17 protein-coding genes are annotated in these 14,210 nt (G+C 61.8%); 7 read left to right on the top strand and 10 right to left on the bottom strand.

Annotation, left to right across the window (positions count from 1 at the left end):
- Positions 1-41: 41 nt before the first annotated feature.
- Both EAO39_RS00925 and EAO39_RS00930 read right to left on the bottom strand, forming a co-directional pair.
- Complete coding sequence (locus EAO39_RS00925) at positions 42-653, bottom strand: class I SAM-dependent methyltransferase (RefSeq protein ID WP_120965368.1); 612 nt, start codon at positions 651-653, stop codon at positions 42-44.
- Between the two features lie 83 nt (positions 654-736).
- Positions 737-979 (bottom strand): hypothetical protein, encoded by a 243-nt coding sequence (locus tag EAO39_RS00930; RefSeq protein ID WP_120965371.1) that lies wholly within the window; start codon positions 977-979, stop codon positions 737-739.
- 280 nt (positions 980-1,259) lie between these two features.
- Between EAO39_RS00930 and EAO39_RS00935 the strand changes: the two genes are divergently transcribed.
- A complete protein-coding gene (locus EAO39_RS00935) occupies positions 1,260-2,240 on the top strand; it encodes an intradiol ring-cleavage dioxygenase (protein ID WP_120970547.1) in 981 nt (326 codons plus the stop codon).
- 54 nt (positions 2,241-2,294) lie between these two features.
- On the opposite strand, the gene EAO39_RS00940 is transcribed toward EAO39_RS00935, so the two are convergent.
- The gene (locus EAO39_RS00940; RefSeq protein ID WP_120965373.1) at positions 2,295-2,678 is read right to left on the bottom strand and encodes a VOC family protein; all 384 of its coding nucleotides are present in this window, start codon (positions 2,676-2,678) and stop codon (positions 2,295-2,297) included.
- 105 nt (positions 2,679-2,783) lie between these two features.
- Between EAO39_RS00940 and EAO39_RS00945 the strand changes: the two genes are divergently transcribed.
- The 3 genes from EAO39_RS00945 to EAO39_RS00955 all read left to right on the top strand — a co-directional run bounded on the left by EAO39_RS00945 (position 2,784) and on the right by EAO39_RS00955 (position 5,223).
- Positions 2,784-3,383 (top strand): flavin reductase family protein, encoded by a 600-nt coding sequence (locus tag EAO39_RS00945; RefSeq protein ID WP_120965375.1) that lies wholly within the window; start codon positions 2,784-2,786, stop codon positions 3,381-3,383.
- Between the two features lie 39 nt (positions 3,384-3,422).
- The gene (locus tag EAO39_RS00950) at positions 3,423-4,001 is read left to right on the top strand and encodes a GNAT family N-acetyltransferase (RefSeq protein WP_120965377.1); all 579 of its coding nucleotides are present in this window, start codon (positions 3,423-3,425) and stop codon (positions 3,999-4,001) included.
- 145 nt (positions 4,002-4,146) lie between these two features.
- Positions 4,147-5,223 carry a purine nucleoside permease gene (locus EAO39_RS00955; RefSeq protein ID WP_120965378.1) on the top strand — a complete coding sequence of 359 codons (1,077 nt, stop codon included), beginning with the start codon at positions 4,147-4,149 and terminating at the stop codon, positions 5,221-5,223.
- Positions 5,224-5,764: 541 nt separating this feature from the next.
- Here EAO39_RS00955 and EAO39_RS00960 read toward each other — a convergent pair.
- The 3 genes from EAO39_RS00960 to EAO39_RS00965 all read right to left on the bottom strand — a co-directional run bounded on the left by EAO39_RS00960 (position 5,765) and on the right by EAO39_RS00965 (position 8,899).
- Positions 5,765-7,540 carry a 3'-5' exonuclease gene (locus EAO39_RS00960; RefSeq protein WP_120965380.1) on the bottom strand — a complete coding sequence of 592 codons (1,776 nt, stop codon included), beginning with the start codon at positions 7,538-7,540 and terminating at the stop codon, positions 5,765-5,767.
- A gap of 107 nt (positions 7,541-7,647) precedes the next feature.
- Positions 7,648-7,845 (bottom strand): hypothetical protein, encoded by a 198-nt coding sequence (locus tag EAO39_RS22410; protein WP_162989463.1) that lies wholly within the window; start codon positions 7,843-7,845, stop codon positions 7,648-7,650.
- Between the two features lie 46 nt (positions 7,846-7,891).
- Positions 7,892-8,899: an NAD(P)-dependent alcohol dehydrogenase gene (locus EAO39_RS00965; RefSeq protein ID WP_120965382.1), complete on the bottom strand. Its 1,008-nt coding sequence runs from the start codon at positions 8,897-8,899 to the stop codon at positions 7,892-7,894.
- A 162-nt stretch (positions 8,900-9,061) separates the two neighbouring features.
- On the opposite strand from EAO39_RS00965, the gene EAO39_RS00970 reads away from it, so the two are divergent.
- Positions 9,062-9,448 carry a helix-turn-helix domain-containing protein gene (locus EAO39_RS00970; protein WP_276209232.1) on the top strand — a complete coding sequence of 129 codons (387 nt, stop codon included), beginning with the start codon at positions 9,062-9,064 and terminating at the stop codon, positions 9,446-9,448.
- A gap of 88 nt (positions 9,449-9,536) precedes the next feature.
- On the opposite strand, the gene ycaC is transcribed toward EAO39_RS00970, so the two are convergent.
- From ycaC to EAO39_RS00985, 3 genes are all read right to left on the bottom strand, one after another.
- Positions 9,537-10,166 (bottom strand): isochorismate family cysteine hydrolase YcaC, encoded by a 630-nt coding sequence (gene ycaC, locus EAO39_RS00975; protein WP_120965386.1) that lies wholly within the window; start codon positions 10,164-10,166, stop codon positions 9,537-9,539.
- Between the two features lie 38 nt (positions 10,167-10,204).
- Positions 10,205-10,900, bottom strand: coding sequence for an isochorismatase family protein (locus EAO39_RS00980; RefSeq protein ID WP_120965388.1), 696 nt, complete (start codon positions 10,898-10,900; stop codon positions 10,205-10,207).
- A gap of 103 nt (positions 10,901-11,003) precedes the next feature.
- Complete coding sequence (locus EAO39_RS00985; protein WP_120965390.1) at positions 11,004-11,921, bottom strand: pirin family protein; 918 nt, start codon at positions 11,919-11,921, stop codon at positions 11,004-11,006.
- A gap of 180 nt (positions 11,922-12,101) precedes the next feature.
- Here EAO39_RS00985 and EAO39_RS00990 point away from each other — a divergent pair, with 180 nt between their 5' ends.
- Complete coding sequence (locus EAO39_RS00990; protein WP_120965392.1) at positions 12,102-13,013, top strand: LysR family transcriptional regulator; 912 nt, start codon at positions 12,102-12,104, stop codon at positions 13,011-13,013.
- Positions 13,014-13,190: 177 nt separating this feature from the next.
- Positions 13,191-13,550: a hypothetical protein gene (locus EAO39_RS00995; protein ID WP_120965394.1), complete on the top strand. Its 360-nt coding sequence runs from the start codon at positions 13,191-13,193 to the stop codon at positions 13,548-13,550.
- 97 nt (positions 13,551-13,647) lie between these two features.
- Here EAO39_RS00995 and EAO39_RS01000 read toward each other — a convergent pair whose 3' ends face one another.
- Positions 13,648-14,142 (bottom strand): glutathione peroxidase, encoded by a 495-nt coding sequence (locus EAO39_RS01000; protein WP_120965396.1) that lies wholly within the window; start codon positions 14,140-14,142, stop codon positions 13,648-13,650.
- Positions 14,143-14,210 lie beyond the last annotated feature (68 nt).

Raw genomic sequence — 14,210 nt, forward strand, 5'->3', positions numbered from 1 at the left:
TAGGCTGCTGCCTGCAAAAAACCAAGCTGCGCAAGCCAAGATCAGCCGCCCACGCACTCCAGCTCGAACAGCGGCAGCTCGGCCTTGCGGCTCAGCCACACGCCGCCGCCCAGCTCCTTGAAATGGGGCTGCAGGCCGCGCCGGTACAGCTCGGCACGGTGGCGGTACAGGCGCGCATCGGTGAGGTCTTCGTCAATGATGTCGCGCTCATAGTCCTCGCGCGCCACGGCCTCGATATACAGGCCGCCGCTGGACAGCGCGCCCAGATTGCCCAGGGCCTTCTTCAGATCGGCCGGGCTCAGATACGGCAGCACGCCCTGGCAGATCACCAGATCAAAAGGCTGCCCATCCTTGGGCCGGTAATCCACCACCGAGCCCTGCTCCCAGCCATAGCGCTCGCACAGATAGGGGCTGAACTCCACACCGTGATAGCTGGCACCCGGAAAGTGCTGCAACACCGGCTCGCGCCACAGGCCGATGCCGCAGCCCACATCCAGCACGCGGCGCACCGGCACACGCAAATAGGCAAGATACGAGCAAACAAAAGCACCCAGCCGCCGCGCGTGCTCGGGGTCGATCACGCTGGTCTTCTTGTCAAAGTAAAAGCGCTGGTAATACGCCTCGTCAAACCACTCGTTGCTTGCTGATTGCACGCAGCCTCCCTGAAATATCCAATGAAAACGGCGCCGCAAAGGCGCCGTTGTGCCCAAGCCGCCTACACGGCGGCGGCTCGCTTTTAAACGCGGCCCACCACGGACCAGCCCTTGCGCTGATCCTTTTTGTCGTTCTCATAGTCCCACACGGTGCCGCAGCGCTCGCAGAGATAGCGCGTAATCGTCACGCTGTGGGAGCCACGCTCTTCATTGCGGTTGCCGCGCTGCATCAGCTCGGCATGGCCCGGGGCCTTGCGCCAGTTGCGCTGAATACCGGTGCAGGGTTCGCACAGATGCTCTTCAGAAGGTTTGGTGGTCTTGTTCATGTCTTGATCGTTCAGTAATTGCCGCCATTGTGCCGCCCAGACCGCATTTGCACCGGCCCATCCCACATCGCCACCCCTGCCCACTCGGGCATGCCGGGAATTTGGCACATTTGATGGAATAAAAATCGGCTGCAGCGCAATGCAGACAATCTTTTTAAGCTATCAAAATTATTCTTACAGCCATGTTGGCAACAAGGTAAAGCCAGGTAAAGACCCGGCCACACACAGCAACGGCCGGCTGCTGCCGCTTAGCATTTGCGCGTCATCAGGAATGCGCACCATGCCCACAGCTCCATACGACTTTGCCGCTTCGGCACCAAGCACCTTTGCCCCACTCTCGCGGCGTGCGCTGATGCGCCACGCCAGCCATGCCGCCTGGGCACTGCCGCTATGGGGCACTCTGGGCGGCTACAGCACCCTGGCAGGCGCACAGGCCCGCAATGCCAAGGCCGTAGAAAGCTGGACCCAGGCCCGCTGGGCCAGTGGCGGCACGGCCGGCATAGGAGCCGCTGCGCGTGCCGTCAAACCGTTTGCGGCCACCGCCGTCTCCAGCAGCTGCCAGCTAAGCTGCGAGGCCACCATAGGCCCTTGCCACACCCAATCGCCAGAGCGTCAGGACATCAGCGACGGCTGGAACGGCCTGCCCATGCTGATGCAGCTGCGGGTGGTGGATGCCCAATGCCAGCCGGTGGCGGGCGCAATCTTGGAGGTCTGGCACACCAACCACACAGGCGGCTATTCGGGCGATATACACCCCATGTGCAACAACAACGCACAAGACAAGAACCGGCAGTTTTTCCGCGGCTGGCAACGCACGGATGAGCTGGGCGTGGTGCACTTTGACAGCTGCTTTCCCGGCTGGTACGGCGGGCGCGCCAACCATGTGCATTTGCGCGTGATGAAGGGCAGCTACGACGGGCGCGACCGAGCCCCGTCCTGGCTGGTCAGCCAGCTGCTGTTTCCCGATGCTCTCAACACATCCATCTTTGAGCAGCAGCCGCTGTACATCGCCAAAGGCCTGCCGGACACCACGCTGGATACCGACAACGTCATAGGCAACGAGAGCGACAAATCGCCCTATCTTTTCGACATCCAGAATGTGGGCGGCGTGATGCTGGCCAGCAAGACGCTGGTCATTCGCAGCAATCTGGACGACGCGGTGTGTCAGGCCAGGGGCAAGCGCCCGTCCGGCCCGCCACCAGGCAGCCGGGGACCGGGGCGCGGCATGCGGCCGCCTGGCGAGCCGCCACGCCAGCCCTGAGCCTCGCTCACGCCCACGCACAAATAAAAAAGCGGCCCGTGGGCCGCTTTGTTTTTACGCCTTGGGCTTGCGATAAGCCAGACAGATCTTGTTGCCGTCCGGGTCACGCAGATAGGCCAGATACATGGCGGCAGCGCCTTCGCCGCGCCAGCCCGGTGCGTCTTCGATCGACACGCCACCGGCCTCCAAACCTGCCGCATGTGCGGCATCGATCTGCTCGGGCGACTGGGCGCCAAAGCCCACGGTCGCGCCGTTGCCTGCCGAGGCAGGCTCGCCATTGATGGGCGTGGAGATCGCAAACGTGCCCGTGGGGCTGCGGTAGAAGAAGCGGTTGCGGTTGGCCACGCCGGGCGCAATGCCCAACTGACCCAGCAACGCGTCGTAAAAGCGCTTGCCGCGCTCCAGATCATTCACACCCAACATGATGTGGCTAAACATGGTGTTCTCCTTGAGGGGCCCGGATTCGGGCGAAGATGGGGAAATCGCCGCGCCATCGTAACGGGCTTTTGAGCCAACCCTGTCTCCTTGCATTCACCACTTGCCATGCTGCCTGCACACTTCACTCCCGTCCCTCTGGAAAAAGCCTACCGCCTGCTCAACCACGGCCCCACGGTCATCGTCTCGGCCCGGCATGCGGGTCAGAGCAATGCCATGAGCGCCGCCTGGGCCTGCGCACTGGACTTTGCGCCGCCCAAGGTCACCGTCGTGCTCGACAAGGCCACGCGCACCCGTGCCCTGGTCGAAGCCAGCGGCCTGTTTGCCCTGCAACTGCCCACCGTGCCCCAGGCCGCCATGACGGTAGGCATTGGCACGGACAGCGCCGTGACCGAGCCCGAAAAGCTCGCCAAGCATGGCGTGCCGCTGTTCGAGGCCCCGGGCTTAGCCCTGCCCCTGGTCGCGGGCTGCGCCGCCTGGCTGGTCTGCAAGCTCATACCCGAGCCGCACAACCAGCAGACCTACGACCTGTTCATAGGCGAAGTCATCGCCGCCTGGGCCGACGAACGCGTGTTCCGCGACGGGCACTGGGAGTTTGATTCGGCACCGGCCGAGCTGCGCACGCTGCACTATGTGGCGGGTGGGCAGTTTTTTGCGATCGGGAAGGGAGTGAACGTACCCAGCTCCACGGTACAGGGGTCTCCGTAGAAACGCCCCTCAGTCCTCCTCTAAAAAAGGCCACCAGCTATGGAATTTGATAAGCCACGACTTCACCGCCTCCCAACCGTCGAATGCGAAGGGCTGGTGCTGCGCGCCTTTGAAGACAGCGATGCGCGCGCCATGACGGCAGCCACCTATGAATCGCTAGCCACCGTGGGCCGCTGGATGGACTGGTGCCAGCCCGGCTTTTCAGAAGCCACCGCCCTGGCTTGGTTTTCCATGTGCCGCGAAAGCCTAGCCAGCGGCAACGCCCATGAATTTGGCATCTTCTCAGCAAAGGGCGAACTGCTGGGTGGAGCAGGGCTGAACGCCATCAATCACGAGCACCGGTTCTGCAACCTCGGCTACTGGGTCAAACAATCGGCACAGCGCCAAGGCATCGCCTTGCGCACGATGCAGACGCTGCTGCCCTACGCATTTCAGACACTGGGCATGCAGCGCGTGGAAATTGTGGTGGCGACGGGCAATACCGCCAGCGAGAGCGTGGCCAGGAAGTACGGTGCCACACGGGAATGCATGGCCCGCAACCGGCTACAACTACATGGCAAAGCAGTGGCAGCCACGGTGTTTTCCGTCGTGCCAGATACAGGGAAAATTGCTGGCTAGCGCTTATCCATAGCGCGGCAAAAGCCTGCTCCGCTGCACCGGCAGGCAATTAGGCTTCCGGCACGCCACACACACTCGGGTGCAGATGCGAAAATCCCGCCCTTTCTCATTGACTTCCCTCTCTCTATTTTTTTCCTTGCCCACCATGTCTGCTTTTTTCTCACTCTCCCGAATCGCTTTGGCTGCCGCAGTACTGAGCGCTGCAGCAAGCGGCGCTTACGCGCAAAACCAGGCGCAGACCCAGACCCCAGCCACCAGCGCGGCGGCAACCACCGTGGCTGCGGCCAAACCCGTGGCCGTGAAAGTCTTTATCGGCGCCATGTTTGAAATCGGCAATAACACCGGTGACCGCGCGGGCGAGTTTCAGCTGTGGTTCGAGCGCTACTGGAAAGACGCCACGCCCATCAACGTGCCCGGCGCACTGAGCCCGGTGTTCTGCAACGCCGACGGCGTCTGCGGCAGCGTGCTCGGCATGGGCAAGGTCAACTCCTCGGCCTCGGTGCAGGCCATCGTGCTGAACCCGCAGTTCGACTTCTCCAAGGCCTATTACGTGATCTCCGGCGTGGCCGGCACGCCGCCAGCGCGCGGCACCATAGGCGACGTGACCTGGGGCAGCTGGCTGGTCGACTACGACCTGGGCCACCGCTGGGCACCCGAAGAAGGCAAGCCCGGCGCGCCCGTCTTCATGCCGCGCAAAGGCTACGAAAACTACCGCCGCTTCCAGCTCAACCCCACCCTGGTGCAATGGGCCATGCAGCTGACCCAGAACACCCAGCTGCAGGACTCCGAATCGGCCCAGCGCTACCGCCTGCGTTACCCCCAGCCACAGGCACGCCGCGCTCCCCATGTGGGCGTGGGCACCCATGTGTCGGGCGACACCTTCTTCCACGGCCCCGGCCTGTCGAACGAAGCGCAGTACATCGTCAAGAGCTACGGTGCAGACGACTACGTGGCCACCGAAATGGAAGCCGCCGCCATCGCCCTGGTGCTGGCCCGCACCCACGGCACGGACCGTATCCTGAGCCTGCGCGGCTCGGTCAACTTCGACCAGGGCAACCCCAACGAAACCACGCTGGCCCACCTGGACCCCGCGCCCGGCGAAACCGCCGGCGGCTTTGCCGAAACCGTGGCCAATGTGACGAAGGTCGGCAGCATCGTGGTGGACACCATCGTGCGCGACTGGGCCACCTGGCAAAACGGCGCGCCCGCGTTGAAGAAGTAAGCCTGCGCCTTCGCAGCTGAGCGTGCAGCCCGGCTGCTGGAGAGTGCATCAGGCACGGCGCTGGGGCAGCTCGCCCTTTTGTGCCAAATCTGCCTTTAGCGCTTGTGCATCAAGCGCAGACGGCTATCAAATTTGATATGCCCTGACATTGCCCGCTAGCGGCCTGACCAGACATGCCGGGTCTCGCCCCGGTGGGCGAGTTACTTTCTGACGCGCCAGAAAGTAAGCAAAGAACGCCGCCCTGCTGTCTGCGTCCCTGCGTTTCGCTGCGGGCGCAGCCAAAAGGGGTGGGAGCGGACGGTCTGCGAGATTTATGAGCGAAATAGGCCTTCAGCCGAATAGCTGCTTGCGCTAACAGCTATTAATTTCATAAAGAAGCTATTCCGCCCCGGTAATCGTCCCTTATGCCCACTCCGGTGACGGCAGCCTCTTGTTGCGCGCAGCGGCGCCGAAGAGTGCAGCCACATGGTGCTCAAATTTACGGCAATGTGTTGGCCTGGGATTCATACCAACCTCTTCCCAAAAAACACATTCAAAGTAATCAAACTTGAATTGCTTTATATGTTGCGCGAGTTGCAGCCACATAAACCAATCTGGCCTCCAGCGCCCCATCCTTTTTCACGTCCTTGGCTTTGCGCTCTGCGTCAGAAGCAACCACCGCCACCACCGGCCACTCCAGCCCCTTGCTGGCATGCATGGTCATGAGCTTGATGGAGTCGTGCTCAGGCTTGAAGTCACCGGACTTTTCCCGCACGCGATGCGGCAAGGCTTTGCGGCGCAAGGCGTCTGCGCAAACCCATAGCTCGTCCTTGTGGCGACACAGCACGGCCATATCGCCCCAGGCATGGCCTTGGGCATGCTGGTCGGCCAGCAGCTCGGCCACGCGGGCAGCGCGTTCGGGCAAGGTAGGCAGGTCGATGACGATGGGATCCGGGCCTTCGCGGCCGCAGCTCAGAGGTTTGAGCAGGGGAATGCTGTCTTCATCCTTGGCATCTTCGGCCGTGAGCATGTCGCCCGCCACACGGTGGGCCAGTTGCAGAATCTGGTGCGTGTTGCGGTAGTTGATTTTGAGAATGGTGGTGCGGCCGGCCGCATGTATGCCCACGCTTTTGAGGCTGAAGTTGCGCTTCTGGCCCCGGTCGTAAATGCTTTGCGCATCGTCATAGAGCAGCAGCAGGCTGTCGGTACTGGGGTCCACCATCTGGGTGACAAGCTTGAGCCATTCGGGCGCAAAGTCATGGCCTTCGTCGATGAGGATGGCGTGGTACTGGCCGGTGGGAATCAGCTTGTCCTCCACGCCCCGGATGACGCGCCGCACATATTCCTCCATCAGCTTGCCTGTCGGCCAGCCGTGGGTGTCTTCGGGCAGCAGCTCATGGGCCACCAGTTGCTCGCGGCACCATTTGTGGAAATGGCGCACATGGACGCGGTCCTGCAGGCCCTTGGCCTCCATGCTGGCCGCCAGTTGCACGCCCAGCGGCTCGTTGTAGCAAAGCACCAGAATCGGCTTGCTGTCCGGCACGTCCGCCTGTTGTTGCGTGCTGGCCAGATACTCGGCGCGGTAACCCAGAATCATGGTCTTGCCCGAACCTGCCACGCCGTGGATGACGCGGTGGCCGTCGCCCAGGCTGCGCGCCAGCTGCTCCTGCTGCAAGTCCATCACGCGCATGATGTCGGGCAGCTCATCCTGATTCCGGGCGCTGTCGTCAAACAGGCTTTGCTGCTGAGGCACGCGCACTTCGGGGAACAGAATCCAGCGGATGCGCTCCAGCTGCGGCACATTGATGTCTGGGCCAAAGCGGTGCGGAAACATATTCCACAGCTGCTGCTGAAAGACTTCGGCATCGACGTTTTCCAGCATCTCATCCTGGCAGATCACCAGATGCCCGGCAATGGCATGGCCCAGACCGGCATCGTTGAACTGCTTGCGCGTGATGCGGGTGAAGACCACGCCATGGCCCCAGGGAAAAGCCAGCTTGCCTTGGTGCGGGCCGTCATCAGCAACCAATTGCGGATCGCGCTCCAGCGCATTGATAACCTGAATCGCGCAGTGGCGCGCCTGCTGCAGCGGGCTCATGACCACCTTGGCTCGGCTGCTGCCGGCATCCAGAATTTCAAAATATTCGCGCGTGGCTTTGCGAATGGTTTCCAGATGCCAGTCCTTGGTTTCCAGAATCAGCGCACCCCGGCGCGGATGCACCAAGACAAAATCGGGCCGCGTCTGTTTGGGGCCGATTGGCACATCCCACCACAGCCAATAATCGTCTTCCAGCTTTTGCTGCAAACGCTGGGCCAGACGCTTTTCACCATGTGTCATACGCCCCGCGCAACTGCCGAATGCGGGTATCAGTACCGCCATTGCCTCCACCCTCACTTGTATCTTGTTGTTTCAAGGATGGGTGTTTATAGCCTATGGCCCAGGCATCAGTCTTTCAGCGAAAGAATCTCCATCGGGCGAGAGATATCAATCCATTCACTCATTACGGTCTCGCGTTTATCGGTCAATTGCCATTGGCTATTGAATTTGGATTTTCTTTGCTTGCAAAGCATGGCTATCCAGCCGTGAGGGATCGATAGCCGGCCGCTAAAAGCCAATCGGGCATGCGATTCAAAAATAATCACATGCCCGATCCATCTCAAACCAAGGCGCGTCAAGCGCCATCAGCTATCAATATTCCAAGCAAATCTTGCCGAAATGCTTGCCTGCTGCCTGGTGCGCAAATGCCTCGGCCATACGCTCCAGCGGGTAGCTGCTGTCGATCACCGGCTTCCAGCCGAACACTTCCAGCGCGCGCACCATGTCCTGCTGCTGCTCGCGGCTGCCGACGATCAGGCCTTTGAGGATCTGCTGCTTGCGCATCAGCTCCAGCGTGGGCACGGCGCCAGCAATGCCGGTGAGCACGCCGATCAGCGCAATATGGCCGCCGGGGGCACAGGCGCGAATCGATTGCGGCAGGGTGCCGGGGCCGCCGACTTCGACCACGATGTCAGCACCGCGCCCGCCGGTGGCGGCCAGGACGGCGTCGCCCCATTCAGGGGTTTCGCTGTAGTTGATGACGACATCGGCACCCAGGGCGCGCAGACGTTCGGCCTTGGCGGTGCTGGAGGTGGTGGCAATCACTTTGGCCCCCATGGATTTGGCCATTTGCAGCGCCAAAATCGAGACCCCGCCGGTGCCCAGCACCAGCACGGTATCGCCGGCCTGAATGCCGCCATCAACCACCAGGGCGCGCCAGGCCGTCAGGCCGGCCGTGGTCAGCGTAGAGGCTTCGGCATGCGTCCAGCCCTTGGGCGCACGGGTAAAAGAGGTGGCGGGCAGGGTCACGGACTCGCGGGCAAAGCCGTCCATGCCGTCGCCGGGCACCAGCTGAAAGTCAGTCGGCACCTTGCGGCCGGCCAGCCATTGCGGGAAGAAGGTGGAGACCACGGCATCGCCCACGGCAAATTCCGTCACGCCACCGCCCACGGCGGTCACCACGCCCGCGCCATCGGCCATGGGAATGCGGCCGTCGGCAGCCGCGCCGGGGCGGCGAACCACGCCCAGATCGTGATAGTTGAGCGAGCTGGCGTGAATGCGCACCTGGATCTGTCCTGCAGCAGGGGCAGCAGCGGCAGGCAGGTCGGTGATCTTCAGGTTATCCAGGCCACCGGGGGCGGCAAGTTGCATGGCTTTCATGGCTGTCCTTGTGAAGAAGAAATGCAGAGGCTGTGCATGGTGCCGTCAAAGGATGAAAAACGCCAGAACCTACATATTTGTTTGATAGTATTAAAAATGTAAGTAATGCATGAATGCTTGCCTGGCGCTAGGATGTAGCGTATCTGGAAATCAGGAAAAGAGGTGCTTGTGAAACGTTTGAACAGCAAAAGCGGTTGCACTGTGGAGGTGACGCTGTCTGTCATGGGCGGCACCTGGAAGCCCATCATCCTGTTCCATCTGCTGCACGGCAAAAAGCGCTTCAGCGAGTTGAGCCGCTCGATAGGCGCCATCACCCAGCGCATGCTCACGCTGCAGCTGCGCGAGCTGGAAGACGCGGGCATTGTGCTGCGCACGGTATATGCCGAAGTCCCGCCACGCGTGGACTACGAATTGACCGAACTGGGCCGCAGCCTGAAGCCTGTGCTGATTGCCATGCGCAACTGGGGCCAGGAATATGTCAAGGACCGTCTGCATGACGACACCCCGCCCGCCAGCTGCACCGAAAATTCAGAGCAAAAAGCGGCCTGAGCGCAGACGCAATATCCGCTTTCAGCTATCAAAAAAGCAAAGCCCGTCAGCGCATCGCGCGACGGGCTTTGTTGCGGGCTGAGCAGGCTTATTTGCCGGCCGTCAGCGCGCTGTAGCTATTCATCAGATTGCGGTAATCGGGGATGTGGTTGGAGAACAGTGTGCCCAGGCCTTCCACGTCATTGCGCCAGTCGCGGTGCAACTCGCAGGCCGCGCCAAACCAGGTCATCAGCTGGGCACCGGCTTGTTCCATGCGGCTCCAGGCGGCTTGCTGGGTCATGGCGTTGAAGGTGCCGGAAGCATCGGCAATCACAAACACCTCAAAGCCTTCTTCCAGGGCGGCCAGCACGGGGAAAGCCACGCAGACTTCAGTCACCACACCGGCCACGATGAGCTGCTTTTTACCCGTGGCTTTCACGGCCTTCACAAAGTCTTGGTTGTCCCAGGCATTAATCTGACCGGGGCGGGCGATATAGGGTGCGGTAGGGAATTTCTCCTTGAGTTCGGGCACCAGCGGACCGTTGGGACCGTTCTCGAAACTGGTGGTCAAAATCGTGGGCAGCTTGAAGTATTCGGCCATGTCGGCCAGGGCCAGCACATTGTTCTTGAACTTGTCCGGATCGATATCGCGCACCAGGGACAGCAGACCGGTCTGGTGGTCCACCAGCAGCACGGCGGCATTGTCTTTGTCGAGGCGAACGTAGGGCTTGTTGCTCATGGGAATCTCCTTCAGGGTAGATGACGGGACCAGGGAAATCAGGCGCGCAGGGAATCGAGCACTTCGTGGTTTTGCACCACTTCCTGTGCCTTGGCATAGCTTTCGATCAGCAACTGGTAGTTGGGGAAGATGCCGGTATAGGCCTGGGCCCACTCGGCCGCATCAGCGCGGTTCCAGGTCTTTTGCAGCTCGGAGGCCACGGCCGCGGTATCGATGGGCACCACGCCGGCCTGCAGCATGCGCGCCAGGGTGATTTCTTCGGCCATCTTGGAGTAGGTGCCCGAAGCATCGATCACCGCAAACACCTGGTAGCCGTCCGCCACGGCGGCAATGGAGGGAAACGCCATACACACGCTGGTGATGGTGCCGGCAATGATCAGCTGCTTCTTGCCCGTATTCTTGACGGCCTGCACAAAGTCCGGGTTGTCCCAGGCGTTGATTTCGCCCTTGCGAGGCACGTAGATGGCATGGGGCGCGTTCTGGTGAATCTCGGGAATCAGCGGGCCGTTGGGGCCCTGGGGCACCGATGCCGTGGTGATCACGGGAATCTTGGCCAGGCTGGCGATCTTGGCCAGCGTGCTGGCCAGGCGGCGCAGCGTGGTGAAAGGCATGTCCTGCACGGTCTGGAACAGACCGCTTTGGTGATCGATCAACAGCATGGCCACGTTGTCGGGATCGATCACGGGCTTGGCACCGTTGAAGTTGGCAGGAATCGCAGCGGACGGGATGCTCATGGCAGTCTCCTGGAGGTGGAAAAGGACAGGGGGAGGGGCAGGGATAAAGCGGGTGAGCCTGGAGATCGCAGACCTGCGCTGCCGCGCAGGTCCGGGCGATGCATCAGTGGTTCAGTCCAGCCTGGGGCGCATCGCGCACCACGGCTGGAATACGGCCAAACTGGCCGCTGCGGAAATCGTCAATGGCCTGCTCGATTTCCTCGTCAGTGTTCATGACGAAGGGGCCGTGACCGACCACGGGTTCGTCAATCGGCTCGCCGGAGAGCCACAGCAGCGTGACCTCGTTGTTGGCTTCGAGATGCACGGTGTCCTCAGCACGATCCATATGCACCAGCTGACCGGCACGCGCCACTTCTTCGCCATTGATCAGCACCGTGCCGTGCAGCACCACCAGCGCCAGCGTGTGGCCGGGCTGGGCCTTCAGCTCGGTCGTGGCACCGGCCTTGATACGCACATCCCAGACATTGATGGGAGTGAAGGTATGGGCCGGGCCGTGGGCCTTGCGGTCTGCCCCGTTGTAGTCCCCTGCGATGACGCGCAGATGACCGGCACCGCCGGGCAGCTCAACCTGCGTAATATCGGCATTGAGCAGGTTCTGATAGCCGGGAGCGCTCATCTTGTCCTTGGCAGGCAGATTGACCCACAGCTGCACCATCTCCAGCGCGCCGCCGCTGCGGGCAAAAGCTTCGGAGTGAAACTCCTCATGCAAGATGCCCGAGCCCGCCGTCATCCACTGCACATCGCCGGGACCGATGGTGCCGCCTGCGCCGGTGGAGTCGCGGTGAGCGACTTCGCCTTCATAGACGATGGTCACGGTCTCGAATCCACGGTGGGGATGCGTGCCCACGCCGCGTCGGCCGCTGGTGGGGGCAAAGCTTTGCGGACCGGCATGGTCGAGCAGCAAAAAGGGACTCAAAGCCTTGCCGTGGTCGCCGTAGCTGAACAGCGAACGCACGGGAAAGCCATTGCCCACCCAGTGGGGACGGGGGGCTTCGTAAACACCCAGAATTTTCTTGAGCATGGCACTTCTCCTGTTGCGGCAAACACGGCGTTTTTCACCGGTTGCCTGCTTTGGGATCGGAAGCCAGTCACCACCTGTGCCTGACATCACCGATCCGTTGAACATGGAGAGAAGTATGAATTCGGAACAATGATTTGAGTAGTCGGCAATAATTGCTCTCAGAGTTCTATTTTTGAAACAATGAAACTACCCGACCTCAACGAGCTGTACTACTTTGCCCAGGTGGTGGAACACGGCGGTTTTGCGCCTGCAGGCCGCGCCCTGGGTCTGCCCAAGTCCAAGCTCAGCCGCCGCGTGGCCTTGCTGGAGGAGCGGCTGGGCGTCCAGCTGCTGCTGCGCTCCACCCGCAGCTTTGCCGTCACCGAGGTGGGCAAACGCTATTACGAGCACTGCCGCGCCATGCTGACCGAGGCCGAGGCCGCCGAGGAGTCGGTGGCGCTGATCCAGTCCGAGCCCTGCGGCCTGGTGCGCCTGAGCTGCCCCGTGGCCTTGCTGGCCGCACGCGTGGGCGCCATGCTGGCCGACTTCATGCTGCAGCACCCGCGTGTGCAGCTGCAGGTGGATGAAACCAATCGCCGGGTGGATGTGGTGGCCGAAGGCCTGGATCTGGCGATTCGCGTGCGCCCGCCGCCGCTGCAGGACAGCGATCTGGTACTGCGCACGCTGGCCGAACGCCGCCAGTGCCTGGTGGCCGCACCAGCGCTGCTGCAGCAATGCGGTCAGGCGGCCGGGCCCATGGATTTATCGCACTGGCCCAGCCTGGATATGGGCACGCCACAGGAAGCGCATCGCTGGCAGCTTTACGGCCCCGACGGCAACCGTGCCGAGATACGCCACAGCCCGCGCTTTGTCACGCAATCCATGCTGGCGCTGCGCGATGCCGCCATGGCCGGCGTGGGCGTGGTGCAGCTGCCCAGCATGTTTGTACGCGACGATCTGCGCAGCGGCACGCTGGTGCAGGTGCTACCGGGCTGGGAGCCGCGTGCCGAGATCATCCACGCCGTCTATGCCTCGCGCCGGGGGCAGCTGCCTGCGGTGCGGGCACTGCTCGATCATCTGGCGACGGCCTTCAAAGCCATGGGTGAGGAATAGCGGCAGGGCCTGGCGCCGGGCGCCTGCCATTCACCTGCACGTGCTGTTTCCTTTTTGGACGGCGCAGCATCCAGCACAATGCAGTCCCGTCACGGCACCGAGCTAAAAACTTCAGTCCAACTCGCCGGTAATGCTTGATATACGGACGTAGCGCTAACCTTTTTAATAGCAAAACCCATGAGCATCCATAGCTTTACCCTGCCCTTCTACACCATTGGCGAATTTGACGGACTGAGCGGTGACGACACCACGCGCACCGCGCACATCGACTTCCCCCAGGCCTTCCAACCCGTGGCCGCCACGCTGCGCTCTGCCCGCCAGTGGCTGCTGGAGCAGCACGCAAATACCGACATGGAATGCGCTGCCGAGCTGCCGCTGCGCGGCTTTTTCAGCTTCGACGGCCCGCAAGGCAAGCAGGGCCAGAATGTGGACAGCGTGCAGCTGGTGGCCATTGACGAGGGCTTTGTGCTCCGCACCAGCCTGGACAACGGCGTGTGCGTTGAAACCGATGTGCTGACGCTGGACGGCATCGCCTGACAGCGGGCGGCGCATTCAGGCCACATGCATGAAAAAACAGCGGCCAGCCCTTGATCAACAAGCGCTGGCCGCTATTGTTTTAGAAAATTCAACTGCTTCAGCTCAGCACCGCTGCGATATCCTCGGCCAGCTTTTCCGGCTTGTCCTGGGGGGCATAACGGCGCACCACCTGGCCGTCACGGGCGATCAGGAACTTGGTGAAATTCCACTTGATGGACTTGGTGCCCAACACGCCCGGCGCTTCGCTGCACAGCCAGCGGTACAACGGGTGAGCGCCATCGCCGTTGACCTCGATCTTGTGCATGAGCGGAAAGCTCACGCCAAAGTTTAGCTCGCAAAAGCTGGCGATTTCATCGTCCGAGCCTTTTTCCTGGGCGCCAAACTGATTGCAGGGAAAGCCCAGCACCACCAGGCCCTGGTCCGCATACTTTTCATGCAGGGCCTGCAACCCCTTGTACTGCGGCGTGAAGCCACAGGCACTGGCCGTGTTGACAATCAGCAATACCTTGCCCCGGTACTGCGACAGGGGCACGCTCTGCCCCTTGATGTCCGTGGCTTCAAAGTCGAAAACGCTTTGTGCTGTGCTGCTCATGCGGCCCTCCCGTTTGGGCTGATGTGAAGCGACAAGCTTACGTCATGGTGCAAAGCACTGTTACCGGC

Source organism: Comamonas sp. lk, assembly GCF_900564145.1.
Taxonomy (GTDB): domain Bacteria; phylum Pseudomonadota; class Gammaproteobacteria; order Burkholderiales; family Burkholderiaceae_C; genus Comamonas.

Bases quoted from the DNA above. Each gene is read 5' to 3' on its own strand.
- EAO39_RS00930 (WP_120965371.1), bottom strand. From the start codon at position 979: ATGAACAAGACCACCAAACCTTCTGAAGAGCATCTGTGCGAACCCTGC.
- EAO39_RS00935 (WP_120970547.1), top strand. From the start codon at position 1,260: ATGCCCACAGCTCCATACGACTTTGCCGCTTCGGCACCAAGCACCTTT.
- EAO39_RS00940 (WP_120965373.1), bottom strand. From the start codon at position 2,678: ATGTTTAGCCACATCATGTTGGGTGTGAATGATCTGGAGCGCGGCAAG.
- EAO39_RS00945 (WP_120965375.1), top strand. From the start codon at position 2,784: ATGCTGCCTGCACACTTCACTCCCGTCCCTCTGGAAAAAGCCTACCGC.
- EAO39_RS00950 (WP_120965377.1), top strand. From the start codon at position 3,423: ATGGAATTTGATAAGCCACGACTTCACCGCCTCCCAACCGTCGAATGC.
- EAO39_RS00955 (WP_120965378.1), top strand. From the start codon at position 4,147: ATGTCTGCTTTTTTCTCACTCTCCCGAATCGCTTTGGCTGCCGCAGTA.
- EAO39_RS00960 (WP_120965380.1), bottom strand. From the start codon at position 7,540: ATGACACATGGTGAAAAGCGTCTGGCCCAGCGTTTGCAGCAAAAGCTG.
- EAO39_RS00965 (WP_120965382.1), bottom strand. From the start codon at position 8,899: ATGAAAGCCATGCAACTTGCCGCCCCCGGTGGCCTGGATAACCTGAAG.
- ycaC (WP_120965386.1), bottom strand. From the start codon at position 10,166: ATGAGCAACAAGCCCTACGTTCGCCTCGACAAAGACAATGCCGCCGTG.
- EAO39_RS00980 (WP_120965388.1), bottom strand. From the start codon at position 10,900: ATGAGCATCCCGTCCGCTGCGATTCCTGCCAACTTCAACGGTGCCAAG.
- EAO39_RS00985 (WP_120965390.1), bottom strand. From the start codon at position 11,921: ATGCTCAAGAAAATTCTGGGTGTTTACGAAGCCCCCCGTCCCCACTGG.
- EAO39_RS00990 (WP_120965392.1), top strand. From the start codon at position 12,102: ATGAAACTACCCGACCTCAACGAGCTGTACTACTTTGCCCAGGTGGTG.
- EAO39_RS00995 (WP_120965394.1), top strand. From the start codon at position 13,191: ATGAGCATCCATAGCTTTACCCTGCCCTTCTACACCATTGGCGAATTT.
- EAO39_RS01000 (WP_120965396.1), bottom strand. From the start codon at position 14,142: ATGAGCAGCACAGCACAAAGCGTTTTCGACTTTGAAGCCACGGACATC.